Annotated in this window: 21 protein-coding genes and 1 other RNA gene; 12 read left to right on the top strand and 10 right to left on the bottom strand. The window is 68.7% G+C overall.

Annotation, left to right across the window (positions count from 1 at the left end; genetic code table 11):
• Positions 1 to 5: 5 nt before the first annotated feature.
• The 3 genes from ELQ94_RS04335 to ELQ94_RS04325 form a co-directional block, all read right to left on the bottom strand.
• Positions 6 to 743: an MBL fold metallo-hydrolase gene (locus ELQ94_RS04335; RefSeq protein WP_127047599.1), complete on the bottom strand. Its 738-nt coding sequence runs from the start codon at positions 741 to 743 to the stop codon at positions 6 to 8.
• Between the two features lie 91 nt (positions 744 to 834).
• Positions 835 to 1332 carry a dihydrofolate reductase gene (locus tag ELQ94_RS04330; RefSeq protein ID WP_424976775.1) on the bottom strand — a complete coding sequence of 166 codons (498 nt, stop codon included), beginning with the start codon at positions 1330 to 1332 and terminating at the stop codon, positions 835 to 837.
• A 5-nt stretch (positions 1333 to 1337) separates the two neighbouring features.
• A complete protein-coding gene (locus ELQ94_RS04325) occupies positions 1338 to 2150 on the bottom strand; it encodes a thymidylate synthase (protein ID WP_127047597.1) in 813 nt (270 codons plus the stop codon).
• A 102-nt stretch (positions 2151 to 2252) separates the two neighbouring features.
• Here ELQ94_RS04325 and ELQ94_RS04320 point away from each other — a divergent pair, with 102 nt between their 5' ends.
• From ELQ94_RS04320 to rnpB, 3 genes are all read left to right on the top strand, one after another.
• Positions 2253 to 3071, top strand: a complete 819-nt coding sequence (locus tag ELQ94_RS04320) for a Nif3-like dinuclear metal center hexameric protein (RefSeq protein ID WP_127047595.1) — start codon at positions 2253 to 2255, stop codon at positions 3069 to 3071.
• A 37-nt stretch (positions 3072 to 3108) separates the two neighbouring features.
• Positions 3109 to 3843, top strand: coding sequence for a zinc ribbon domain-containing protein (locus ELQ94_RS04315; RefSeq protein WP_127047593.1), 735 nt, complete (start codon positions 3109 to 3111; stop codon positions 3841 to 3843).
• Positions 3844 to 3890: 47 nt separating this feature from the next.
• An RNA gene (rnpB, locus tag ELQ94_RS04310) (RNase P RNA component class A) lies at positions 3891 to 4268 on the top strand.
• A gap of 68 nt (positions 4269 to 4336) precedes the next feature.
• Here the strand turns inward: rnpB and ppgK are convergent.
• Positions 4337 to 5134 carry a polyphosphate--glucose phosphotransferase gene (gene ppgK / locus ELQ94_RS04305; protein WP_127047590.1) on the bottom strand — a complete coding sequence of 266 codons (798 nt, stop codon included), beginning with the start codon at positions 5132 to 5134 and terminating at the stop codon, positions 4337 to 4339.
• 86 nt (positions 5135 to 5220) lie between these two features.
• Between ppgK and ELQ94_RS04300 the strand changes: the two genes are divergently transcribed.
• The 3 genes from ELQ94_RS04300 to ELQ94_RS04290 all read left to right on the top strand — a co-directional run bounded on the left by ELQ94_RS04300 (position 5221) and on the right by ELQ94_RS04290 (position 9851).
• Positions 5221 to 5409, top strand: a complete 189-nt coding sequence (locus ELQ94_RS04300) for an SPOR domain-containing protein (protein WP_127047588.1) — start codon at positions 5221 to 5223, stop codon at positions 5407 to 5409.
• 79 nt (positions 5410 to 5488) lie between these two features.
• Complete coding sequence (locus tag ELQ94_RS04295; protein ID WP_127047586.1) at positions 5489 to 6844, top strand: glutamine synthetase family protein; 1356 nt, start codon at positions 5489 to 5491, stop codon at positions 6842 to 6844.
• Between the two features lie 4 nt (positions 6845 to 6848).
• A complete protein-coding gene (locus ELQ94_RS04290; protein WP_127047584.1) occupies positions 6849 to 9851 on the top strand; it encodes a bifunctional [glutamine synthetase] adenylyltransferase/[glutamine synthetase]-adenylyl-L-tyrosine phosphorylase in 3003 nt (1000 codons plus the stop codon).
• 20 nt (positions 9852 to 9871) lie between these two features.
• On the opposite strand, the gene ELQ94_RS04285 is transcribed toward ELQ94_RS04290, so the two are convergent.
• Positions 9872 to 11032, bottom strand: coding sequence for an acyltransferase family protein (locus ELQ94_RS04285; RefSeq protein WP_127047582.1), 1161 nt, complete (start codon positions 11030 to 11032; stop codon positions 9872 to 9874).
• 259 nt (positions 11033 to 11291) lie between these two features.
• On the opposite strand from ELQ94_RS04285, the gene ELQ94_RS04280 reads away from it, so the two are divergent.
• Both ELQ94_RS04280 and ELQ94_RS04275 read left to right on the top strand, forming a co-directional pair.
• Positions 11292 to 11636 (top strand): hypothetical protein, encoded by a 345-nt coding sequence (locus ELQ94_RS04280; protein ID WP_127047580.1) that lies wholly within the window; start codon positions 11292 to 11294, stop codon positions 11634 to 11636.
• 141 nt (positions 11637 to 11777) lie between these two features.
• Positions 11778 to 12194, top strand: a complete 417-nt coding sequence (locus ELQ94_RS04275; RefSeq protein ID WP_166404652.1) for a helix-turn-helix domain-containing protein — start codon at positions 11778 to 11780, stop codon at positions 12192 to 12194.
• Between the two features lie 1158 nt (positions 12195 to 13352).
• On the opposite strand, the gene glnA is transcribed toward ELQ94_RS04275, so the two are convergent.
• Positions 13353 to 14777, bottom strand: a complete 1425-nt coding sequence (gene glnA, locus ELQ94_RS04270) for a type I glutamate--ammonia ligase (protein WP_127047576.1) — start codon at positions 14775 to 14777, stop codon at positions 13353 to 13355.
• Positions 14778 to 14911: 134 nt separating this feature from the next.
• Here glnA and ELQ94_RS04265 point away from each other — a divergent pair, with 134 nt between their 5' ends.
• Complete coding sequence (locus ELQ94_RS04265; protein ID WP_127047574.1) at positions 14912 to 15346, top strand: RDD family protein; 435 nt, start codon at positions 14912 to 14914, stop codon at positions 15344 to 15346.
• 35 nt (positions 15347 to 15381) lie between these two features.
• On the opposite strand, the gene ELQ94_RS04260 is transcribed toward ELQ94_RS04265, so the two are convergent.
• Positions 15382 to 16089: a DUF4191 domain-containing protein gene (locus tag ELQ94_RS04260; protein WP_127047572.1), complete on the bottom strand. Its 708-nt coding sequence runs from the start codon at positions 16087 to 16089 to the stop codon at positions 15382 to 15384.
• A gap of 405 nt (positions 16090 to 16494) precedes the next feature.
• On the opposite strand from ELQ94_RS04260, the gene ELQ94_RS04255 reads away from it, so the two are divergent.
• Complete coding sequence (locus tag ELQ94_RS04255) at positions 16495 to 17853, top strand: serine/threonine-protein kinase (protein ID WP_127047570.1); 1359 nt, start codon at positions 16495 to 16497, stop codon at positions 17851 to 17853.
• On the opposite strand, the gene sucB is transcribed toward ELQ94_RS04255, so the two are convergent.
• From sucB to ELQ94_RS04240, 3 genes are all read right to left on the bottom strand, one after another.
• Positions 17850 to 19346: a 2-oxoglutarate dehydrogenase, E2 component, dihydrolipoamide succinyltransferase gene (sucB, locus tag ELQ94_RS04250; RefSeq protein WP_127047568.1), complete on the bottom strand. Its 1497-nt coding sequence runs from the start codon at positions 19344 to 19346 to the stop codon at positions 17850 to 17852. The genes ELQ94_RS04255 and sucB overlap by 4 nt on opposite strands.
• 69 nt (positions 19347 to 19415) lie before the next feature.
• Positions 19416 to 20789, bottom strand: a complete 1374-nt coding sequence (gene lpdA / locus ELQ94_RS04245) for a dihydrolipoyl dehydrogenase (protein ID WP_127047566.1) — start codon at positions 20787 to 20789, stop codon at positions 19416 to 19418.
• 127 nt (positions 20790 to 20916) lie between these two features.
• Positions 20917 to 22404 carry a leucyl aminopeptidase gene (locus ELQ94_RS04240; protein ID WP_127047563.1) on the bottom strand — a complete coding sequence of 496 codons (1488 nt, stop codon included), beginning with the start codon at positions 22402 to 22404 and terminating at the stop codon, positions 20917 to 20919.
• 113 nt (positions 22405 to 22517) lie between these two features.
• On the opposite strand from ELQ94_RS04240, the gene ELQ94_RS04235 reads away from it, so the two are divergent.
• Both ELQ94_RS04235 and ELQ94_RS04230 read left to right on the top strand, forming a co-directional pair.
• Positions 22518 to 23447, top strand: coding sequence for a proteasome assembly chaperone family protein (locus ELQ94_RS04235; RefSeq protein ID WP_127047561.1), 930 nt, complete (start codon positions 22518 to 22520; stop codon positions 23445 to 23447).
• Positions 23448 to 23500: 53 nt separating this feature from the next.
• A complete protein-coding gene (locus ELQ94_RS04230; protein ID WP_127047559.1) occupies positions 23501 to 24820 on the top strand; it encodes an MFS transporter in 1320 nt (439 codons plus the stop codon).
• Positions 24821 to 24883 lie beyond the last annotated feature (63 nt).

Here is a 24883-nt window from a genome sequence, read left to right as displayed (position 1 = left end):
GCCGCTCAATGGGCTCCTCGGGAGCGTGCGGCAGCCACGGCGGATCGGATGCCCTTCCGCCACGGATCCCCGTGTCCGGTCAGGACGGTCGTCGCGTTCGTCGCTGCGAGGGCCTCGAGCGACCGGAGCGCCTCCGGACTGTCGGCGGTCGCGGCGCGTGCGACGATCTGTGGGCCGGTGCCTCCGGTGTACGGGTCGAGGGTGACGATCGCGTCTCCGACGATGAGCGCGTCCCTCTCCGGGAAATGAAGAGCGATGTGACCTGCCGTATGGCCAGGGGTGGGAATGACGATCGGTTCGCCCGTGATGAGCGTCGACGGGGTGAGGACCGACGTGTCAGAGACGCCTCGGACGACGAGGGCTCCCGCGACGGCCATGTCCGCGAGCGGCTTGAGGCCTCCGGGGTGTGCGAGCGGGTAGAGCAACCGTGCACGCTCCGGCCGATAGGAGTAGGGATGGGCCGCGAGGTGGGCATCGTCGGCGTGCACCCAGACGGGCACGCGCCACGCGGTGCGGGCCCGTCTGGCGACTCCGACATGATCGAAGTGCGCGTGGGTCAGGACGACGGCGTCCACCTGCTCGGGCCCGTGGCCGAGTTCGTCGAGCGCTCGGAGGAGCGGCTTCCAGAAGGACGGCAACCCCGCGTCGACGACGAGGACGCGCCCCTCGTGCTCGACCAGGTAGACGTTCGTGTGCGCGATGCACAGTCGGTGTATCCCGGGAGCGACGTCGCGTTCCAGCATGGTGCCTCCTCATCGGTCGTCATCGCGACGGTAGGCGAGATGCACCGTGGGCCGAGAAGGGCTTGTCAGCCGCTCATCCGCGTGCAAACGGTCAGCGGGGGCGTCGCTCGAACCGGCGGAAGCGGTAGGGAACGTCCGTTCGGGACAGGATCCAGCCATCGGCCGGTTCGCGATGCGTCTCGCTCCAGTCGGCACCGATCGGCGGAGCGATCGTGTCTCCATCGACGGCGAGATCCAGATCCGTCAGCTCGATGACGTCCGCCCGGCTGATCGCCTCCGCGTAGAGGGAACCGCCGCCGATCACCCACGCGTCGGCATCTCCGACGAGGGCGAGCGCGTCGTCCAGGGACGTCGCGCGCTCGGCACCGTCGGCGCTCCAGGATGCGTCTCGCGTGAGCACGATGTTGCGGCGTCCCGGGAGCGGCCGGAAGCGTTCAGGGAACGACTCCCACGTGCGACGGCCCATCACGACGGCCGCGCCCAGGGTCACGGCCTTGAAGTGCGCGAGGTCCTCGGGGACGTGCCACGGCATGCCGCCGTTCCGACCGATGACACCGGCGTGGGCCTGCGCCCACACGAGACCGAGCACGCCGATCAGACGGCGACGGCCGCGCGGATGGCGGGGTGGTGCTGGTATCCCTCGACCTCGAGGTCCTCGAACGCGTAGTCGGAGATGTCCGCGTGCTCGCCCTCGATGCGCAGGGTCGGGAGGGGGAACGGGTCGCGGGAGAGCTGCTCCGTCACCTGCTCCACGTGGTTGTCGTAGATGTGGCAGTCGCCACCTGTCCAGACGAACTCGCCCACCTGGAGACCGGTCTGCGCCGCCACGAGATGGGTGAGGAGCGCGTAGCTCGCGATGTTGAAGGGCACGCCGAGGAACATGTCGGCGCTCCGCTGGTACAGCTGGCACGACAGCTTGCCGTCGGCCACATAGAACTGGAAGAGGGCGTGGCACGGGGCGAGCGCCATGCTCGGGATGTCGGCGACGTTCCAGGCGGACACGATCAAGCGACGCGAGTCGGGATCGCGGCGGATCGTGTCGATGATCTGCGCGAGCTGGTCGATGTGCCCGCCGTCGGGGGTGGGCCACGAACGCCACTGCACCCCGTAGACCGGACCGAGCTCGCCCTGGGCATCGGCCCACTCGTCCCAGATGGTCACGCCGTGCTCGGTGAGCCACGAGATGTTGCCGTCGCCGCGCAGGAACCAGAGCAGCTCGTAGGCGATGGAGCGGAAGTGGACCCGCTTCGTGGTGATGAGGGGGAAGCCCTCCGCGAGGTCGAAGCGGATCTGGCGTCCGAACACGCTCCGGGTGCCGGTGCCCGTGCGATCGGACTTGGGCGTGCCGTTCTCGAGGACGTCTCGGAGGAGGTCTTCGTAGGGCGTGGGGATCGGCGACTCGTTCATCCCCTCGATGGTACCGCCGCCGTCGCTCCCGGAGGTCGGGCGACACCGACGTCGGGGGAACGCGACGCGGGCTCCGACGAGCGATCCCGTAGGGTGTTGCTCGTGTCGTACGCGTTGAAAGAGGTCCTGCAGACGGTCGAGCGGCTGTGGCCGGCGGCCGGCGCGTCGTCCTGGGACGAGACCGGTCTCGTGTGCGGTCACCCGGACGACGAGATCGCGCGCGTCGGCTTCGTCGTCGACGTCGTCGGCGACACGGTCGACGAGGCCGTCGACGCCCGGACCGATCTGCTCATCGCCCACCACCCGCTCCTCCTCCGCGGGGTGACGGCCCTCGCGGGCGACACGGTGAAGGGTTCCCTCGTCACGCGGCTGATCCGGGCCCGCTGCGCCCTCGTCTCCGCCCACACGAACGCCGATGTCGTCGCAGCGGGCACCTCCGGCGTCCTCGCCTCGCTCCTCGGCCTCGAGGACGTGCGTCCGCTCGACCCCGATGCGACCGGCGAGGCCGGTATCGGTCGTATCGGCCGGCTCCCCGCCCCGACGACGCTCGGGGCGCTCGCCGCGGCCCTCTCCCACATCCTCCCGGCGACGGCCGGTGGCATCCGCGCCTCCGGCCACTACGACGCGCCCGTCTCGACGATCGCCCTCTGCGCCGGTGCGGGGGACTCCCTCCTCGAGCACCCAGCCGTCGTCGGCGCCGACGTGTACATCACGAGCGATCTGCGGCACCACCCGACGTCGGACGCCCGCGAACGGGCGCTCCTCGGCCTCGGGCCCGCCCTCCTCGACACGTCCCACTGGGCGAGCGAGTGGTTGTGGCTCGAGGCGGGGGCTCGCCAGCTCCGCGCGGAACTGCCCGATCTCGACGTGCGCGTGAGTGACCTGCGGACCGATCCGTGGGACTTCGTCGTCACGCAGTAGCGCTCGCCCCCTTCGACCCCGATGAAGTGAGAACCCCATGAAAGCCAGTCCCGCAGCCCAGCGCTCCCTGCTCGACCTCCAGACTGTCGACACCAACGTCTCCCGGGTCGCTCACCGGAAGAACAACCTCCCGGAGATCGCCGCGATCGCGGCCCTCGTCGTCGATCGGGACGCGTTGCGGGGCCGCCTCGCGACCGAGCTGGGCGCTGTGGAGGACGCGCGCACCGATCTGTCCCGCATCGAGTCCGATGTCGCCGTGGTGGATTCGCGCATCAAGCGCGACACCGAGCGCCTCGCCGGATCGTCGTCGGCCAAGGATGCGACCGCTCTCGAATCCGAGCTCGTCTCGTTGAGTCGCCGCAAGGAGAATCTCGAGGACGCGGAGCTCGAGGTCATGGAACGGCTCGAGGCTGCCGAGGCCGTGTACGGGGAGACCGCCGCATCGGACACGTCCCTGTCCGCGCGCATCGCCGAGCTCGAAGCGACGCGCGATGCGGGGCGCGCCGACCTCGACCGCGAGCTCGAGGCCCTCGAGGCGTCGCGATCGAGCCTCGTCTCGACGATCGACGAGTCCTTGCTCACGGCCTACGAGCGCTCGCGGACGCGCAGCGGCTACGGTGCAGCCCTCCTGCGCGCCGGGACGTGCGGAGCGTGCACGATGACCCTCACGGGCAACGACCTCGCGACGGTCCGCTCGGCGGTCTCCGACGAGGTCCTGTCCTGCCCGGAATGCGGTGCCGTCCTCGTGCGCACGGAGGAGTCCGGGCTCTGAAGCGACAGGGCCTGCTCCCGCCGTCGCGGTAGGATCGACCTCGTGAACGGGTCGGCAAGACGGCCGCGTCGTCCGGACGGGTCTCCCGACCGGACGCCGAGGAACGTCCGGGCTCCGCAGAGCAGGGCGGTGGGTAACACCCACCCGGGGCAACCCGCGAGACAGTGCAACAGAGAACAGACCGCCTCAGGTGTTCGTCACCTGCGGTAAGGGTGAAACGGTGGTGTAAGAGACCACCAGCGGCCGGGGCGACCCGGTCGGCTCGGTAAACCTCGCCCGGAGCAAGGTCAGACAGGGGGCCATGGGGCTGCTCGTCCCGTCCCCGGGTAGGCCGCTAGAGGGTTGCGGCAACGTAACCCCGAGAGAGATGGTCGTCGGCGGCATCCGTGTCGTCACAGAACCCGGCGTATCAGCCGGCCCGTTCACACTCTTCTCGCCCGAGAGTGCGCGCACCCGGGCAGGGAGCGCCCGTCGGGCGCCCCCTCGTCGGCGCTCAGGCGCCGTGCGTGGCCTTGTCCGGCACGGCGTGACCGCGGTCGGCCATCGCGGCCGCGCCGAGGATGCCGGCCTTGTTGCGGTGCTTCGCCGGGATGATGGGCGTGTCGATGTCGATGAGCGGGAGGAACTCCTCGTGGTGCTTCGAGACGCCGCCACCCACGATGAAGAGGTCGGGGGCGATGAGGCGCTCGAGTCGCTTGTAGAAGCTCGTCAGGAGAGCGGCCCACTCCTCCCAGGAGAGGTCGTCGCGCTCCTTGGCGCCGTAGGACGCGACGGTCTCGATGTCGCGGCCGTCGATCTCGATGTGGCCGAGCTCCGCGTTCGGCACGAGCACTCCGTCGAAGAGCAGGGCCGTGCCGATGCCGGTGCCGAGGGTCGTCACGAGGGTGAGGCCGTCGACGTCGGTCGCCGCGCCGAAGCGCGCCTCCGCGAAGCCCGCGGCGTCGGCGTCGTTCACGAAGGTGATGTCGCGACCGAGCGCTTTCTCGAACCTCTTCTCCGCCTTGAGGCCGATCCACTCGTCGGACACGTTCGCGGCGCTCAAGGTGCGGCCGTGCTTCACGATCGCGGGAAAGGCGACGCCGAGGGCGATGGACTCGTCGTCGGAGGACGGCAACTGGCTCACGATGTCGGCGACCACCGAGACGATGTCGTCGGGCTTGCCTCCCTCGGGGGTCGCGATCTTGATCCGATCACTCAGGAACACGCCCTTCTCGAGGTCGACCGTGGCTCCCTTGATGCCGGTCCCGCCGATGTCGATGCCGATCGCCGTTGCGTGAGTGTGCTTCGTCATGCCCCTCAGCGTAGCGAGCGCGAGACCCTCCTCGTCCGCGTCGCCCGGGCATAGGATCGGAAGCCACGACGGCGGAAGGAACCCCCATGGCGGCGGACGCGACGAAGAAGTACTGGTACAACCTGCGCACCGGAGCCGTCGAGCACGGCCTCGAGTCGCCCTCAGTCGACCGCGCGGGTCCCTTCGACACCGAGGCGGAGGCGGCGTCCGCTCCGGACAGACTCCGGGCGAATGCTCAGCGCTGGGCCGACGAGGAGCGCGCGGACGACGCGTGACCCACCTCGCGGTGCACAGGCCGCGAGCGCCTCGAGACTGTAGCCTGGAGATCGCTCGGATCGACCGAAAGAGGAGTGGATGGACAAGCAGCGTGACTTCGTGCTTCGGACGATCGAGGAACGGGGAGTCAAGTTCGTCCGGTTGTGGTTCACGGACGTCGTGGGGACGCTCAAGTCCGTCGCCATCGCGCCGGCCGAGGTCGAAGGCGCTTTCGCCGAAGGGCTCGGCTTCGACGGCTCGGCCATCGAGGGCCTGACGCGATCGTTCGAGTCCGACCTCCTCGCGCTCCCCGACCCGTCGACGTTCCAGATCCTGCCGTGGCGCGGTGAGATCGATCCCACCGCCCGGATGTTCTGCGACATCACGACGCCCGACGGCCAGCCCGCGGTCGCCGACCCGCGCAACGTCCTGAAGCGCACCCTCGCGCGCGCCGCCGAGGCCGGGTTCACGTTCTACACGCACCCCGAGATCGAGTTCTACTTGCTCAAGTCGGCGCAGTACGGCGCCGAGGGCCCCGTGCCGGTCGATCACGCCGGCTACTTCGACAACGTCCCGGGCGGCACCGCACACGACTTCCGTCGTCGCTCCGTCCGCATGCTCGAGGACCTCGGGATCTCGGTCGAGTTCAGCCACCACGAGGCGGGCCCCGGTCAGAACGAGATCGATCTGCGGTACGCCGATGCGCTGACGACCGCGGACAACATCATGACCTTCCGCACCGTCATCAAGGAGGTGGCGATCGAGCAGGGCGTGCACGCCACGTTCATGCCCAAGCCGCTCGCCCTGCACCCCGGCAGCGGGATGCACACCCACATGTCGCTCTTCGAGGGTGATTCGAACGCCTTCTACGAGGCCGGTGCCCAGTACCAGCTGTCCAAGATCGGTCGCCAGTTCATCGCGGGCCTGCTGACGCACGCTCCCGAGATCACCGCCGTGACGAACCAGTTCGTGAACTCGTACAAGCGACTCTGGGGCGGTGTCGGCACCGGCATGGTGTCCGAGGCGCCGAGCTTCGTCTCGTGGGGTCACAACAACCGCTCGGCGCTCGTGCGGGTGCCCCTGTACAAGCCCAACAAGGGCCAGTCCGCTCGCGTGGAGTACCGCGCGATCGATTCGGCCGCGAACCCCTACCTCGCGTTCTCGCTCATGCTGGCCGCCGGCCTCAAGGGCATCGAGAAGGGCTACGAGCTGCCGCCGGAGGCCGAGGACAACGTCTGGAGCCTCACGGACACGGAGCGTCGCGCCCTCGGCTACGACAGCCTCCCCGCGAGCCTCGACCGGGCCACGAGCATCATGGAACGGTCGGAGCTCGTCGCCGAGACGCTCGGCGAACAGGTCTTCAACTACGTCCTGCTCAACAAGCGCCAGGAGTGGCAGCAGTACCGCGCCCAGGTGACCCCGTTCGAACTCGAGACGAACCTGCAGATCCTCTGACCCGATGAGACGCGAGCTTGCGACCCTCAGCGGACTCGCCCGGGTGGGATTCACCGCGCTCTCCGACGCGCGGACCCGCCTCGACGAGCTCGAGGCGCTGTCCGTCGTGGGCGACGTCGAGCTGGTCCAGGACTTCACGGGCGTCGCCGATCCCGATGCCGCCCTCGACGGACTGCTGGCGCTCGCGCGCAGCCACCCCGAGGCCGTGCGCCAGACATGCTCGACCTCAGACGGGCGCCGCACACTGCTGCGGGTCCTCGGCGCATCGAGTGGGCTGTCGGACTTCCTCCACCGTCACCCCGAGTGCCTCGACGTCGTGGAGAACCCGTCACGACGGCTCCCGACGCTCGACGAGATGCGCTCGACCCTCCTCGAGTGCGTCGGAGCCGTCGACGGGGTGTCCCGAGCGGGTTCAGAGGACGAGTGGGCGGCGCTGCGCACGTGCTACCGGCGACTGCTCACCCAGGTGGCGGCCTTCGACCTGACGGCGCGTTCTCCCACGTCCGTCGTCGCCCAGGTCTCGGACTGCCTCGCGGACCTGGCCGGGGCCGCCCTCGACGCCTCGCTCGCCGTGGCGAGGCGGATGGTCACGACCGACACGCCACGCCCAGGTGCGTTCCCCGAATCCGACGTGCGCGCGACCCGGCTCGCCATCATCGGAATGGGCAAGGCCGGGGCGTCCGAACTCAACTACGTGAGTGACGTCGACGTCATCTTCGTGGGGGAGTCGGCCGGCGACGACGTCACGACCGCGCGAGCGATCGACATCTCGACGCGGCTCGCGGTGTTGACCATGCGGGGCATCGACGAGTCCGGGATCGAACCGCCCCTCTGGGAGGTCGACGCCAACCTCCGACCGGAGGGCAAGGCCGGCGCACTCGTGCGCACCCTCGACTCCCACCTCGCCTATTACGATCGGTGGGCGAAGAGCTGGGAGTTCCAGGCGCTCCTCAAAGCGCGCTCGCTCGCGGGAGACCGCGAGCTCGGCGACCGGTACGTCGACGCGGTGGGACCCCGGGTCTGGAACAGCTCGTCGCGCGACGGGTTCGTGGAGTCCGTGCAGAAGATGCGGGAGAGGGTCACCGCGCACATTCCGGCGGAGGACGTCCACTATCAATTGAAGCTCGGGCCGGGGGGCTTACGCGACGTCGAGTTCACCGTGCAGCTGCTGCAGCTCGTCCACGGCTCGAGCGACGACGCTGTGCACCAGCGCGGCACGCTCGCGGCCCTCGAGGCGCTCGCGTCCCGTGGATACATCGGCCGCACCGAGGCCGCCGACTTCGCCGAGGACTACCGTGTGCTGCGGGTGCTCGAGCATCGACTGCAACTGACGCGCCTGCGGCGGACGCACCTCATGCCGCGCGACGACGACGCGCTCCGCGCACTCGCCCGCGGTTCGGGTCTCGCCTCCACGGCGGGCGAGCTGATCGTGCTCTGGGAGCGGACCAAACACAGCGTGCGCACGCTTCACGAGCGGCTCTTCTACCGGCCGCTGCTCTCCGCCGTCGCGGCTCTCGAGGACGACGAGTTCGTCCTGACCCCCGCCCAGGCGAGCGCTCGGCTCGCCGCAATCGGATTCCGAGACCCGGCCGGCGCCTTCGCGCATATCGCGGCGCTCACCGCCGGGGTCTCGCGCAAGGCGACGATCCAGCGTCTGTTGTTCCCCGTGCTCCTGCGCTGGTTCGCCGAGGGCGCCGACCCGGACTACGGCCTGCTGACGTTCCGGCGTGTGAGCGAGTCGCTGGGGGACTCCCACTGGTTCCTGCGGATGCTCCGCGACTCGTCCGGCGCGGCCGAGCGGCTCACCCGCGTCCTGTCCGGATCCCGCTACATCGGTGAACTCATGGACAGCTTCCCCGAGGCGGCCGCGTGGCTCGGTGACGATGCCGAGCTGCGTGCCAAGTCGCGTCCCGTGCTCGACGAGGAGATTCTCGCGATCCTCTCTCGCCACGAGGACCTGACGAAGGCCGCCGCGTCGATCAGGCGGGTGCGCCGACGTGAGATCCTGCGCCTCGCGATGTCGTCGGTCCTCGGCGTCAACAGCCTCCGTGACATCTCCGACGCGCTCACCGATGTGACCACGGCGACCCTCAGCGGAACCCTCCGTGCTCTCCGGGAGGCGGCAACGGACGATCCTCCGTTCGAGTTCGCCATCGTCGGGATGGGCCGGTACGGCGGTCGTGAGCTCGGATTCGGCTCCGACACCGATGTGATCTACGTCTACCGCCCCACGGGCGAGCGGGCGGACGAGGTGCCGCGGGCTGCGACGAAGCTCGTCCACGAGCTTGCCCGACTCACGGACGATGCGCGTCTTCCCCTCGATCTCGACATCGGGCTCCGGCCCGAGGGGAAGAACGGGCCCGTCACGCGTTCGCTCGACAGTTACCGCGCGTACTACGAGCGGTGGTCGCTCACCTGGGAGGCGCAAGCGCTCCTGCGGGCGGAGCCCGTCGTCGGGGACGCCGCACTGCTCGCGGACTTCGGCGCCCTCGCCGACTCCGTGCGGTATCGCAGCGACGTCAGCGAGGCCGACGTGCGTGAGGTCAAGCGCATCAAGGCACGTGTGGAGAGCGAGCGCCTCCCGCAGGGCGCCGACCCCGCCCGCCACGTCAAGCTCGGCCGCGGCTCGCTCAGCGACGTCGAGTGGCTCGTCCAGCTGCTGCAGCTCCAGCACGCCGCCGACATCCCGGCTCTGCGCACGACCTCCACGCGCGAGGCCCTCGAGGTCGCCCGGGACGAGGGGCTCGTCGAGCCGGCGGACGCCGAGCTGCTCGACGCCGCGTGGGTGTTCTCGTCCCGCGTCCGGTCGGCGATGACGCTGTGGTTGAACCGCACCACCGACGTCCTGCCGTCGGATCGTCGCGGACTCGACGGGATCGCGCGCATCCTCGAGTATCCGCCGGGATCGGCGAGTGACATCGAGGAGGACTACCTCGCCGTCACGCGCCGCTCGCGAGCCGTCTTCGAACGACTCTTCTACGGGCTCCCCGACACCGACGCCGACTGAGCGGTGGACAGGGGGCGCCGCTAGCGCGACCCGTGCCGGGCGATCCGCCGAGCGTGATCGGTCTCTCCGGTCTCCGTCCGTCGGGCTTCTCCGCCCCCGACGTCGGCCGCGTCGGAGGGGGCGCGTGCCGGTTTTCTCGGGATCGTGCCGTAGCGCAGCTTCCGCTGGAGGAACAGCGTCACGGGATTCTCCACGAACCGGTAGAGGATGAGCGCGGCGACGAGGGCGCCGAGGACGGACAGGATCGTCGACAGGATCGGCCACTGGAGCCCGATGATGTTGAGGACCTCCGGCACGACCGGAGCGACGATCGGGTGGATCAGATAGAGCGAGAACGAGGCGTTGCCGAGGTGGACCAGGATGTTCGGAGCGTGCTTGTCCAGCCACGGCTCGGCGAACATGACGCCGATCAGGAGCCCGGCGATCACGACGAGGCGGATCTGCTGCTCCAGGTTGACGCCGCCGGGGAGATCGGTGACGACGTGGAGCGCGACGACCACGGCGAGGCCGAGGAGAAGGGGTCGCACCCGGCGGGACTGGGCGAATCGCCCGATCACCATACCGATGACGAAATACAGCAGGATCGGGTCGAAGTAGACGGCGAAGGGGCTGTAGTCCTCCGGTCGGAACAGCGAACCGAGGGCGAAGAGTGAGAGGACGATGCCGGAGAACCAGAACGGGTTCACCCTGGGTACGAGGAGCGCCAGCATGAAGACGATCGTGAAGAACGCCTCGTAGAGGAGCGTCCAGGCGACGCCGAGGAGGGGGGCGATCGTCCCGTCGATGTTCTCGGACGGAAGCAGGAAATACGACAGGCCGATGTTGCCCCAATTCAGCTCGGCGTGGAGGACCGCGGCCGGGAGTGCGAACAGGGTGATGAGCTTGACGGTCGTCGCCAGCCAATACATCGGGAGGATGCGGATTCCGCGCCGCACGACGTAGTACTTCCACCCGTCCACGCGGTCGCGGACCGATCGCGACGAGACCACGGCGACGAAACCGCTGATGGCGAAGAAGAGTTCGACGGCCCCGATGCCCCAGACGGGAAACCCGTCGTCGAGGCGCTCGTGGGCGTAGAACATCGAGTGGTGGGCGACGACACTGACGGCGGCGAAGAACCTCAGGCCCTGGAGGCCCTTGAACCGCTTCTTCGGCGCTGCTGTCTCGAGACTCGAGGTCATTGCGTGGTCCCCTTCCGGAATATCCCCTGCGCCCGAGCGGTCGGGACGGGTCGTGATGACCGTCTGATCGTTGGATGGCGCCTCGTCGAGTCTAAGAGACGTGAGGGCATCTCACATTCCCCCGATCGGGGGCTGGGTGACGTGACGTGTCCGTCCGGGATCCGAACGCGGCCCGGTCCGCCGGCCGTTCGGGCGTGCCAGAGTCCGCGCCGGCCTGCAAGGCCCCGGATCCGCGGTTCGAATGCGCGAGGCTGAGAGCATGCGAGCAATCACGTACGCCGGCGAGACCGTGACCACGACGGACCGGATAGCCGAGGTGCTCGTCGACCTCACCGCGGCGCTGGCCAAGCGCGCACAAGCAGAGGCGGTGCGGATCCCCATCGCCCTCGACGGAACCTCGGAGAAGGCGTTCGCCGATCTCGTCGTGGGCGTTGGGAACGACGTTCTCTCGGTTCCCCAGTCGTGGCACGAGCCCGACCCGGAGTGGTCGGAGGAATTCGACGCGCTCGACACCTACCTGCGCACGCTGACGCGGGCCGACCTCCGGCCGGCGCCGAAGACCGGGCGCCGATCCGACTCGGATCTCTTCGACCTCGACATCTGACGCGCCGCCGACCGAACAGCGGGAAACCTGACGGATCAGACGCCGTAGTACAGCTCGAAGTCGTCGGGGGTAGTTGTGCCTTCGTGTAGCTCGCGGTACGGGGAAACGGGCGTTGTGACTGTTAGGGGTCGGTGGTTGCCGATGGAGGCTCGTGCGGACGCTTTGCGGACTGAACGCGATTTAGACACGCCAGAGAAGTCATGGCTGGGTGAGACGGTCCTTCATATCCAAAGGGAAACCCATCCCGAGGTCTCGCGGGCCTTCACTCCCGAACGCCGACGTGAGCCAAATCCAGACGTCGAGATCGAACCGCCTCTGCCGATCGGCGTCGCGATGATGCGGAAGATCGTGCGAGAGGAGCTCAGGGAAGCTCTGGGAGTACCAAAGATCGCATACACGATCGACGAAGCCGCGGCCGCGTGCGGAGTTGGTAGATCCTCCCTCTATAGGGCGATCAATACACACCAACTAGGCCCGCGCTACTTCGGATCAAAGCCGCTGTTTCAAGAGGAAGAACTGCGGCGTTGGATCGCGAGCCTGCCCGACGAGGCCCATTAGAACGAGAGAACCCCTTGGCGGCAGGGGAACACCGCATACTCCCAAGAGGTGATCTCGAAGATGGCTCGGTCGCCGCGCGCGCAACTGCGTAGGCCAATACGGAGCGTCTGCAACGACTAGACGTGAATGTCTTGGGTCTGTCAAGATAAATGACTTCAGTGAGCCGCCAAGACCCCCGCTCCTCCCTGATGATTCAGAGCGAGGGGTGGCACGTGAGAGATCTCGACCAGGCGACCGGCGACGGGGACGGCATATGAGCCGGCACATCGGACGGTTGATCGCGTCACTCATTGAGGAGCATCCGTCGGCTCAGGTGATCTTGAGCGCTGCCGTGACGCGGGACAGCTATGTGATGAATACCTCCGGCGACGTTCCCCTGTTGTTCGTCCATCCCACCCACCACGGCATAGTTCAGAGTTATCTACCCGCGCGTGCGGACTCTCGTCCTGTGGGCGGAGAGTGACTTGCTCGAGACAGCACAGGAGCAGAAGGTCCAGCGAAACCCGAATCGCCGCCCTCCCGCTCCAGCACCCAAACGGTGGTTCGCACGTCGACCCCCAGGTCGAGGCGTCATCACCGTTAAGCGGAGGCTACGTCTGACGGACGCTCCCGTCCAGAATTCGCGCCAATCGTTACCAAATCCGAGGCGGGAGCGACCGGGAGTCAGCGACCCGAACGCCGACACCCTGCCGGCGACACTGTATGAGGCTGACGAAGACCGCAGAAGTCGCATGTCGGGTAAATGGTGGACAAAGGAGTGGAGGAACCGTATCGGTTGTGGAGTGCTGTGAGGCTTAGCCCGCAGCGCGCACGAGGACCATGCTCGACGAAGCGCATGGTATTCGAACGGCCCCCATCGACCCGAACGATGCTGGGGCCTTCCTCGTCTCCGACCCTTTGAGGGACGGCGCGTCGTCTCGTCGCTCATGCTGGCCTCTCCCGTCAGACCTGTGACACCGTCGTCGTCGTCGTCGTCGGTGCGTTCGGTCGGGGTGTTGCCCCGTACACAATCCAGGGGAGCTTTCCGGCTGCTCTGAGGGGTGGTTCTGTTACTGGGTCACGGGTGGATCCGAGAACGGGAAGAGCCCGCCACGGCGGACCGTGACGGGCTCTTGCGGACTCATTGCGGACTGTACCCGCTAGTTCGCAGTGATCTAGCTACACCCCGTAGTACAGCTCGAACTCGAAGGGGTGCGGACGCTGCGCGAGGGGCTTGATCTCCTTCTCGCGCTTGTAGTCGATCCACGTCTCGATGAGCTCGGGGGAGAAGACGCCGCCGGCGAGCAGGAACTCGTGGTCGGCCTCGAGGGCGTCGAGCGCCTCGCCGAGCGATGCGGGCACCTGCGGGATGAGCTTGGCCTCCTCGGGCGGGAGCTCGTAGAGGTCCTTGTCGACGGGCTCATGCGGCTCGATGCGGTTCTTGATCCCGTCGAGGCCGGCCATGAGCTGGGCGGCGAACGCGAGGTACGGGTTTCCGGACGCGTCGGGCGCGCGGAACTCGATGCGCTTGGCCTTCGGATTCGTTCCCGTGATCGGGATACGGATCGAGGCCGAGCGGTTGCCCGCCGAGTAGACGAGGTTGACGGGCGCCTCGAAGCCGGGAACGAGGCGGTGGTACGAGTTGACCGTCGGGTTCGTGAACGCGAGCACGGCGGGGGCGTGCTTGAGCAGGCCTCCGATGTACCAGCGGGCCATGTCGGACAGGCCGCCGTAGCCGTTCTCGTCGTAGAACAGCGGGGTGCCGTCGTTCCACAGCGACTGGTGCGTGTGCATTCCCGAACCGTTGTCACCGAAGAGCGGCTTCGGCATGAACGTCGCCGTCTTGCCCCACTGCTCGGCCGTGTTCTTCACGATGTACTTGAACTTGAGGATGTCGTCCGCCGCGTGCACCATCGTGTCGAAGCGGTAGTTGATCTCGGCCTGGCCGCCGGTGCCGACCTCGTGGTGGGCGCGCTCGAGGATGAGGCCGGCGTCGATGAGCTTGAGGCTGATGTCGTCGCGCAGGTCGGCCTGCTTGTCGACGGGGCTCACGGGGAAGTAGCCGCCCTTGTACGGGGTCTTGTTTCCGAGGTTTCCGCCCTCTTCCTCGCGACCGGTGTTCCACGCGCCCTCTTCGGAGTCGACCGTGTAGAACGCCTGGTTCTGCGTGACGGAGTAGCGCACGTCGTCGAAGATGTAGAACTCGGCCTCGGGGGCGAAGAAGGCCGTGTCGGCGATGCCGGTCGACGCGAGGTACTTCTCGGCCTTCTTGGCGACCTGACGCGGGTCCTTGGCGTAGATCTCGCCGTTGCGCGGGTTGTAGATGTCGAAGACGAGGATGAGCGTGCGCTCGACGCGGAACGGGTCGATGTACGCCGTCGTCACGTCGGGGATGAGCTGCATGTCCGACTCGTGGATGTTGGCGAAGCCGCGGATGGACGACCCGTCGAACAGCTGGCCGACGGTGAAGAACTCCTCGTCGACGGTCGAAGCAGGGATGTTGAAGTGCTGCTGGACTCCGGGGAGATCGGTGAAGCGGATGTCGAGAAACTTGACGTCCGTTTCCTTGATGAACTTGAGAACTTCGGAAGAATCACTGAACATGTGACGATCTCTCCATCGTTGATTGCGAAAACGACTGCACGGGCGCAGCCTCGCCCCAGCGTAGGCACACGGGGTTTCCCGACCGTGACACCTATGTTTCCGGCATGTTACGGACGCGTCGATAGACTCGGAACGTGCCCACAGAACCCCGAGATTCCGCCGCAGGAACCCCATCCGATTGGCCGGGGAAAAGGCTGGGACTTCCGGCGACGGGGCGCCTCAGCATCGCCAGACTGGGTCGGCGCATCGCAGCGCTCCTCATCGACCAGGCCCCTGCCTACCTCCTGGCCTTCGCGTTCTTCCGGTCGTCCGACGGCATCATCGACGGTCTCGCGCTCACGCTGATCTTCGCGACGCTGCAGGTGGTGTTCATCCCGACGATCGGCGGGAGCCTCGGCCACCGGCTCCTCGGCATGCGCGTCGTCGCCGTAGGTGGTGGGTGGGTCGGGCCGTGGCGCCCGATCGTCCGCACCGTGCTGCTGCTGCTCGTGATCCCCGCGGTCGTCTGGGATGCGGACCAGCGGGGGATGCACGACCGGTTGGCCGGGACGGTGCTCGTCCGGTACTGACCGTCGGTCAGACGGCCGACCGATCGATCAGGTGATCAGCGGGCTCGCTGCGGTCGCACCTTGAACGGGTCGACGCCCTTGGGGATGGGCAGCGCGTTGCCGAGGGAGCTGAGGCGATTGCTCACGGCGAGCACCTCGGGCTTCGTGAGCTGCGGCTTCACCCGGCGGAGTTCACGGGGGACGCGGTGGAGCGGAACGGACGACTCGTCCGGTCCGACGTAGAGCGTGGTCACGGGCACGTTCGGGAGGACGCGCGAGACCTTGCGCTTCTCGTCCTCGACCATGCGGCGGGTGCGCGAGACGGGGCCTTCGCCGACGAGGGCGATGCCGCCGCGGCCGATTGCACGGTAGACGGCGTCCTGGGTCTTGCCGTTGACGGCGACGGGCATCTCGCTGCCCGCCCAGCCGCGGGGGAGTGAGCCCTTGAAGACGGCTCCGACCGCACCCGGCTGACCGGCGATCTGCCCGTAGGCCGCGCGCTCCGCCCGACGACCGAGGATGATCATGGTGACGAGGACGCCGGCCAGAAGGCCTGCGACGCTCCAGAGCACGATTCCGACGATGCTGTCGCGGGAGAACAGGACGGCCGCGATCACGAAGACCGCGACGCTGCCGACGAATCCGAGGATCATCCACCAGACCACGGACGGGTCGTACCGACGCGTCATGTGGAAGACCTGAACCATCTGCTTGATGCGACCGGGTTCCTTCGGCGCCTTCGCTGCGCGTTCCTTGCGTGCCATGGTCCTAAGAATACCCTCCCTGCGGCCCTCGTCCGCCCCGGATCTCTCCTCGATCGCTGCGCCGGTCGTCCTGCCGACGTCGGCGCTGTGGACGGCCGATCCTCCACGGTCGGTGGTCGACGTCGCGCGCGGTCCGCGCGGACCCGGGATCCTCGAGCGATGACGAGAAATGCGGACGCGAGAACACGGGCGACGGATCCCCGGAGGCGGTCGGCAGAGCCCTCCGACGGGACGATGACGAGGGTGGATGCGACGCCTCCACGGGGCGCTCCCCAGCGCTCCTCGTCCGGCGTCCCTCGGCTCGCGGGGTACCGCATCGTCCGACGCGCGCCGGATCGACACGGGGGTCGCGTGCACCATGCGGCGTCCGGCGCCGATCCGGGTTCTCGCACGAGCGTGTCGATCGTGACCTTCGACGGTGACGACGGCGGTGCCCGGGCCATGAGGCTCATCGAACGACTCGAGCACCTGGAGGGCGATTGCATCCCGCGGGTCCTCGACGTCTGCCTCGATGCCGACGGGGCGCCAGCGGTCGTGCTCGACTTCTGCGGAGAGACGCTCGCGGCCGTCGTCTCGGCGGGAGTGCGTCTGCGCGGAGGAGAACTCGTCACCGTCCTGGCACCCGTGCTCGCTGCACTCTCGAGCATGCACGACCGAGGGCTCGTGCACGGGGCGGTGTCGGCGTCGTCGATCGCGATCGGGACCGGAGGCCGCCCGCTGCTCCTCGGTTGCGAGCGCGCCACCGTCGCGAGCGACTCGGTCGACCGCCGCGATCGTCACCGTGGCGCCGCGGGGGATCTTCGATCCTTCGCGGATCTCGTCGACGATCTCGCGGAGGCGGTATCGGACCCCGAGGCCCGGGATCGAGCTGCTCGGGTCGCCGACGAGATCCGGGCGGGAGCAGAAACCCCCTTCGCTGAGGGGGTGCGCACGGCTGTCGAGGTGCGCTTGTTCGAGATCGCGGATCCGCTGCCCCTGGCCTTCGACGCGGGAGCCGAGATCGATGTGGGGAATTCCGCGGGGCGAGCGGCCCGCTCCCTGGGATCGCCGGTCGTTCCGCGATCGCGCATGCGGGAGCGGTCGCGGTCGACCCCTCGGCGCATCGTGGAGGGCGCGTCGTCCGCTCTCTCCGGGGGTATCGGACGATCAGCCGACCTGATCCGTCATCGGACGGAGGGGTGGCGGAGTGCCGAGGGCGGTCGTCGGCGTCGTGTGCTCGTCGCCGCCGGGGGAGCCGTCGTCGTCGCGGTCGTCGTGGCGACGCTGATCCCGACGGGGGATTCCTCTGACGCCGATCCCGCGTCGACCGAACCCGCGCCGACGGCGCGGGCATCGTCCGCCGGCGCCGCCCTGAGCGAGACGGCGAACGAGCCGACCGACGCACCGGCGGAACCCACGGAGACTGCGGGCCCGTCGAACGCGTCGAGTGCCTCGCCCACGGATCCCGACGACGCCGTCGCGGGTACGCGCGGGACGCTCGACGCCCTGGCCGGCTGTTCGACCGGCGCCACGGACGGTTGCTGGGAGACGGTCTTCGAGTCGGGGTCGAGGCTGCTCGAGACCGTTCGCCGCGACGGGACCGGGGATCTGCCCCGCGCGCTCGGGCTCCCGCTCGACGCCCTCACCATCACTCAGCAGCAAGACCTCGGTGATGCCCGCCTCGTCGCTCTCGATCCGACCGACGAAACGGAACCGGCCTCCGTCCTGATGATCAGGACGGAGGCCGGTTGGCGTATCCGCGAGGTGTTCGGGACCGCGCCTTAGATTCCGAGCGAGCCGTCGAAGGCGCCGGCCTCGAGGCGGTTCTTCACGGCCACCAGGAAGCGAGCGGCATCCGCTCCGTCCACGATGCGGTGGTCGTACGACAGTGCGAGGAAGACCGTCGAGCGGATCGCGATCGAGTCCGTGCCATCGGCAGAGATGACGACGGGCTTCTTCGCGACGATACCCGTGCCGAGGATGGCGCTCTGCGGCTGGAAGACCAGCGGTGTGTCGAACAGGGCGCCACGCGATCCCGTGTTCGTCAACGTGAACGTTCCGCCGGCGAGCTCGTCGGGCTTCAGCTTGTTGTCGCGCGTCCGCTCGGCGAGATCGGCGATCTGGGCGGCGAAGCCCGCGATGTCGAGGTCGGCGGCGTTCTTCACGACGGGCGTGAGCAGACCGCGCTCCGTGTCGACGGCGATGCTGATGTTCTCGTGGTCCGGGTAGACGATCGAGTCACCGTCGACGGTCGCGTTGATGACCGGGTAGGTGCGCAGAGCCTCGGCGGCCGCGAGAGCGAAGAACGGCAGGAAGGAGAGCTTGACGCCCGTCTTCTCGAGGAAGCGATCCTTCACCTTCTGGCGGAAGGCAGCCACCTTGGTGACGTCGACCTCCACGACGGTGGTGAGCTGGGCGGTCGCCTGCATCGACGCCACCGCGCGCTGTGCGACGACCTTGCGCAGACGGGACATCGGCTGGGTCGTGCCGCGCAGCGGCGAGATCTCGACGGCGGGTGCCTCGGTGGAGGTGGCCGGAGCGGCGGTCGTCGCGGACTCGGCAGCCGCGAGGACGTCCTCCTTGCGGATGCGTCCACCCACACCGGTGCCGGTGACGGAGCCGAGGTCGACACCCTTGTCGTTCGCCAGGCGGCGGACGAGGGGGGTCACGTAGCCGGGTCCGCTCGCCGAACCGGAGTCGGATGCGGCGGGAGCGGCAGCAGCCGGCTGAGCGGCCGGAGCCGGGGCGGCGGGAGCGGCGGCCGGCACGGCGGCGGGAGCCGCAGCGGCGGGGGCGGGCGCCGGAGCGTCCGTCTCGTCCTCGGTGTCGTCGATACCTTCGGAGACGGCCTCCTGGGCGATCTCCTCGGCCTCGCTCGCGGGAGCGGCGTCCGAGTCGGCCGGAGCCGCGGTCTCCTGCTCACGGGAGGTCTGGTCCGGCGTCTCGTCCTCGGGGGACGGCGTCTCGGCCGGTGCGGTCTCCTCGGCGGGAGCCTCCTCAGCGGCTTCGGGCTCGGCCGGAGCGTCGTCGGAGGACCCGGCACCGTCTCCGATCACGACGAGGTCGGTTCCGACCTCGACCGTCTCATCCTCTTCGACGAGGATCTTCTCGATGACTCCGGCGACGGGCGACGGGATCTCGGTGTCGACCTTGTCCGTCGATACTTCGAGGAGGGGCTCGTCCACCTCCACCCTGTCTCCGACATTCTTGAGCCAACGGGTGACCGTTCCCTCGGTGACGCTCTCGCCGAGCGCCGGGAGGCTGACGGATTCGCTCATGACCTTGTCTCCTTCAAAAACCGTACTTCGTGTGACAACTCTACCGACCGGATCGCCGGTCGTCGTGAATCAGAGGGCGTGCAGCGGCTTCCCGGCGAGAGCCATGAAGGCCTCTCCGAGAGCCTCGCTCTGAGTGGGGTGTGCGTGGACCAGCGGCGCGATGTCCTCGGGGTAGGCTTCCCAGTTCACGGCGAGCTGGCCCTCGGAGATCAACTCTCCGACGCGCGCGCCGATCATGTGGACGCCGACGACGGGGCCGTCGTTGACTCGGACGACCTTGATGAGGCCGCTCGTGTCGATGATCTCGCTCTTGCCGTTTCCGGCGAGGTTGTAGTCGTAGGCCGTGATCTTGTCGTCGCCGTACTGCTCCTTGGCCTTCGCCTCGGACAGTCCGACGGACGCGACCTCGGGATCGCTGTACGTCACCTTCGGGACGTTGATGTCCGGAATGATGACCGGCTTCAACCCCGCGAGCTCCTCGGCGACGAAGATGCCCTGCTGGAAGCCGCGGTGCGCGAGCTGCAGGCCGGGAACGATGTCGCCCACGGCGTAGACGCCGGGAACGGAGGTCTGGAGACGGTCGTCCGTGGTGACGAAGCCACGATCCATCGCGACCCCCACCTCCTCAAAGCCGAGGCCGGACGTCGCGGGCCCCCGGCCGACGGCGACGAGCAGGATGTCGGCGTCGATGACCGTGCCGTTCTCGAGCGAGACGTGGACGCCGGAGTCGTCCTGCGTCACGCCCGCGAAGCGCACACCGAGCGAGAAGTCGATCCCGCGACGACGGAAGGCGCGCTCCATGAGCTTGCTGATCGCCTCGTCCTCGGCGGGGACGAGGTGGGGGAGACCCTCGATGATGGTGACCTCGGAGCCGAAGCTCTTCCAGACGCTCGCGAACTCGACGCCGATGACGCCGCCGCCGAGGATGGCGACGCGTTCCGGCACGAAGTCGAGCTGGAGCGCGTGCTCGCTCGTCATGACGCGGCCGCCGATGTCGAGGCCGGGGAGCGAACGGCTGTACGAGCCCGTCGCGAGGATGATGTTCTTGCCCGTGATGGTCTCGTCGCCGACCTGGACGGTGGTGGGGGACGTCAGTCGCCCCTCGTCGGCGATCGTCGTGATCTTCCGCGCCTTGATCAGGCCCTGCAGCCCTTTGTACTTCTTGGCGACGATGCCCTCGCGGTAGCTCGTGACACCGGCGATGTCGATGCCCTCGAACGTCGTCTTGACGCCGAACTTCGACGAGTCGCGCGACACGTCGGCGACCTCGGCCGCGTGGAGGAGCGCCTTCGTCGGGATGCAGCCACGGTGGAGGCAGGTGCCACCGACCTTGTCCTTCTCGATCAGTCCGACCGAGAATCCGAGCTCGCTGGCGCGGAGCGCTGCGGCATATCCGCCGCTGCCGCCTCCGAGCACCACGACGTCGAAATCCTGCTCTGACACTGAGCTTCTCCCTTGTGCATCTCGAATCGGTCCGCGTCTCGGATCGTGCTTCGCCCTGATCTCGCAGCCGGCGCTCTTCCCCGACGAGGTCGGGAGGCGACGCGGCACGAGGCGCCCTCAAACCCTACTACGCGCGCGTCATGTGCTCGGCGAGCGCGACGAGTGTGCGCACGCCGACTCCCGTCGGTCCTTTGCCGGTGAATCCGTAGGGCGAACCCTCGTTGTTCGCCGTCGCGGCGATGTCGATGTGGGCCCACGGGATGCGTACGCCGTCGACCGACCCGACGAATTCGCGCAGGAACACTCCGGCGAGGAGCATGCCGCCGTTGCGGTTGCCCATCTTCGCGTTGGCGATGTCCGCGACGTCGGACGCCAGGAGGCCGCGCAGCTCCGCGGGGAGGGGCATCGGCCAGAAGGTCTCGCCCGAGGCTCCGGCCAGGTCGACGACCGTCTTCACGAGGGTGTCGTCACCCATGACTCCGGAGTAGCGGGAGCCGAGCGCCATTCCGGCCGCTCCCGTGAGGGTGGCGATGTCGACGATGACGTCGGGCGACTCCTCGCTCGCGGCGACGAGGCCGTCGGCCATGACGAGCCGGCCCTCGGCATCGGTGTTGAGCACCTCGACCGTGCGGCCGCCGCGGATCGTGATGACGTCCTCCGGTCGCATCGCCGTGCCCGACGGCATGTTCTCGGCGAGGCAGAGCCAGCCGGTGACGCGCACGGGCAGCTCGCGCTCGGCGACCGCTGCCACCGCGGCGAGGACCGTCGCGGCCCCCGTCATGTCGTACTTCATGCCGACCATCGAACCGGCCGGTTTGAGCGACAGGCCGCCGGTGTCGAACGTGATGCCCTTGCCGACGAGGGCGATGTGCTTCGTGGCGCCGTCGGGCGCGTAGTCGACGCGCACGAGCCGGGGGCCTCGGGAGGAGCCGATGCCGACGCCGAGGATTCCTCCGAAGCCGTCGCGGGCGAGGGCCTCCTCGTCCCAGACCGTCACCTCGACGTCGGTACCCGCGAGCGACTCCACCGCATGGTCGGCGAACGACTCGGGGTAGAGGTCGGACGGCGGGATGTTGACGAGGTCCTTCACGGACGCGATCGCCGTCGCGACGCTGCGGGCGCGGTTCGCGATCTCGGTCCGCTCCGCGTCGGTGATCGCGTCGGACACGAGGACCGTCACCGTCGCGACCGGGGTCTTCGTGTCCCCGGCCGATGCGCTGCGGTACCGCGTGAAGGCATAGCTTCCGAGCAGCGCCCCCTCGAGGAGCGCCTCGACCGACGCGCCGTCCAGGTCCGTCGCGTCGACGGCGACGTGGGCGGTCCCGGCCAGTCGGCGGATCGCCCCACCGACGGCGTCGCGGAGAGTGCCGGCCTCGGCGTCCTCGCCCGTTCCGACGATCGCCACCGAACCGGCGGCGATGGTCGGCGCGGGCAGGCGGACGAGCTCCTCGGATGCGCCGGTGGCACCGACGGCCGCCAGGGAAGCGTCGAGGTCCGGCGCGACGTCGCTCGACAGTCGCGGTCCGTCGGCGGTCTTGGCGGACCGGAGGAGGAGCACGTCGCACGCGACATCGGACGGGGAGGAGATCGACAAGGAGAAGGAGGGGATCGGCATGCCCGCAATGCTAATCGTCGCGGGCCGGCGGATCCGGCCGGCCCCGCCGCGCTGTTCGCCCTGAGCGCAGCCCACCGGCACCGGGCTCTCCGGGCCGCGATTAGCATGAATGCATGCCTGGAACCGATGCGCTGTACGAGTTGACGGCCGTGGCCGACGAGGTCGGAGAGGGGCTACCCCTCGTGGTCGGACTGACCGGTTTCGCCGACGCCGGCGGCGCCGTCGCGCAGGTGACCGAGCACCTGCTCGAGTCCATCACCCACCGCCCCGTGGCGCGCTTCGACAACGACGCTCTCCTCGACTACCGGGCGCGCCGTCCGATCATCTCCTTCGAACAGGACCGTCTCACCGACTACGCGCCTCCCCGTCTCGAGCTCTCGCTCGCCGAGGACGACGTGCACCGTCCCTTCCTCCTGCTGTCCGGCTACGAGCCCGACTTCGCCTGGGAGGGCTTCATCGCCGCGGTCATCGCTCTCGGGGAGCGGTTCCGCGTGTCCAGCACCACCTGGGTCCACGCCATCCCGATGCCCGTGCCGCACACGCGGCCCATCGGCGTCACGGTGAGCGGGAACCGGTCGGACCTCATCGAGTCGCTCTCGGTCTGGCGCCCCCACACGCAGGTCGCCGCGAACGTGTTGCACGTGCTCGAGTACCGCTTGGCCGAACAGGGGGCCGACGTCTCGGGCTTCGCGCTGCTCGTCCCGCATTACCTCGCGGACACCGAGTACCCGGATTCGGCCGTCGCCGCGCTCGACATGATCTCGTCGGCGACCGGCCTGATCCTCCCGAGCGACGAACTCCGCGGCGCCGGCCGCGACTTCGTCTCCCGCATCGACGAACAGGTCGCGGGCAACGAGGAACTCGCGCGGCTCGTGACGACGCTCGAGCAGCGGTACGACGCCTACATGGAGGGCACGAGCGTGCGATCTCCCCTCACGGACGAGGACGGTGAACTGCCGAGCGCGGACGCGATCGCGGACGAACTCGAACAGTTCCTAGCCGGGCGCCGCTCGGGGGACGACGACTTCCCCGGCCGGATCTGACACCGGGCGGTCGCCCGGGGGCGACGTCGGATCGCCGCCGGTAAGCTGTTCAGGTGAATTCCCGGCGCTCCTGGTTCGTCTTCGGGGTCGGTATCGCGGCCTACATCGTCGCGATCCTCCAGCGGACCACCCTGGGTGTCGCGGGCGTCGAGGCGGCCGACCGCTTCGACGTGTCGGCTGCGGCGCTCTCGAGCCTCGCCGTCGTCCAGCTCGTGGTCTACGCCGCGGCCCAGATCCCCGTCGGGGTGATGATCGACCGCATCGGACCGCGCGTTCTCCTCGTCGCGGGGCTCGCACTCATGGCCGTCGGGCAGGTCGTGCTCGCGATCGCCCCCGACATCGCGGTCGCCGCTCTCGGACGCGTACTCGTCGGTCTCGGCGACGCCGGGATCTTCCCCGCCGTCATGAGACTCGTGCACTCCTGGTTCTCCGGCCGGAACGTCCCGCAGCTCTCCCAGTGGGTGGGCAACCTCGGACAGGCCGGTCAGATCCTCTCCGCCGTGCCCTTCGCCTGGTTGCTCCACATGTTCGGATGGACACCGGCCTTCCTGACCGCCGGCTCGCTCGCGCTCCTGTCGACGGTCGTGGTGATCGGCGTCATCGCCGATCGGCCGACCGACTCGATCGAGCCGCCGCGGGCGTCGAGTTGGGGCCAATCGCTCGACCTCCTCCTCTCGAGCCTGAGACGACCCGGCACCCGGCTCGGGTTCTGGGCGCACTTCGTCTCCCAGTCGAGCGGCACCGTCTTCACGCTCATGTGGGGGTTCCCCTTCATGGTGTTCGGACTCGGTCTCGACGAGAGGCTCGCGGCGTCGATGCTCCTCGTGATCGTGGTGTCCGGCGTCATCGCCGGTCCGATCCTCGGCATCCTGAGCGCGCGTTTCCCCTACCGCCGAAGCAACCTGGTGCTGCTCGTCGTGGGACTGGTCTTCTCCGCGTGGACCCTGCTCCTCGCCTGGCCGGGCACGCCCCCGCTCGCCGTCCTCATCGTCCTCCTCGTGTTCCTCGGCATCGGTGGACCCGGCTCGCTCATCGGTTTCGACTACGCCCGCACCTATAACCCGGCCCGCTCGCTCGGTTCGGCGAACGGCGTCGTGAACGTCGGCGGGTTCCTCGCGAGCTTCGTGATGATGTTCCTCATCGGCGTCGTGATCGACCTGCTCGGGGGAGGGTCCACCTCGAACGAGGAGCTCTACCGGCTGGAGTCGTTCCGCATCGCCTTCCTCGTCCAGTACCTCGTCGTCGGCACCGGCGTGGTCCTCCTCCTCCTGACACGGCGAACGGTACGGTCGCGTCTGTCGGACGACGAGGGAATAAACGTCGGACCGATCTGGGTTGCACTCCTGCGTAGGGTGAGGCGCTCCCGCGGTTGACGCGAGGGGTCCCGATCCCGCTCGACGGCCGGATGCACGTCCGTCCGAAGAGCCGGTGGGCCC

The sequence above is a fragment of the Labedella endophytica genome (assembly GCF_003990045.1).
Lineage (GTDB): Bacteria > Actinomycetota > Actinomycetes > Actinomycetales > Microbacteriaceae > Labedella > Labedella endophytica.
This window is presented reverse-complemented; position numbering and strand designations above follow the sequence as displayed.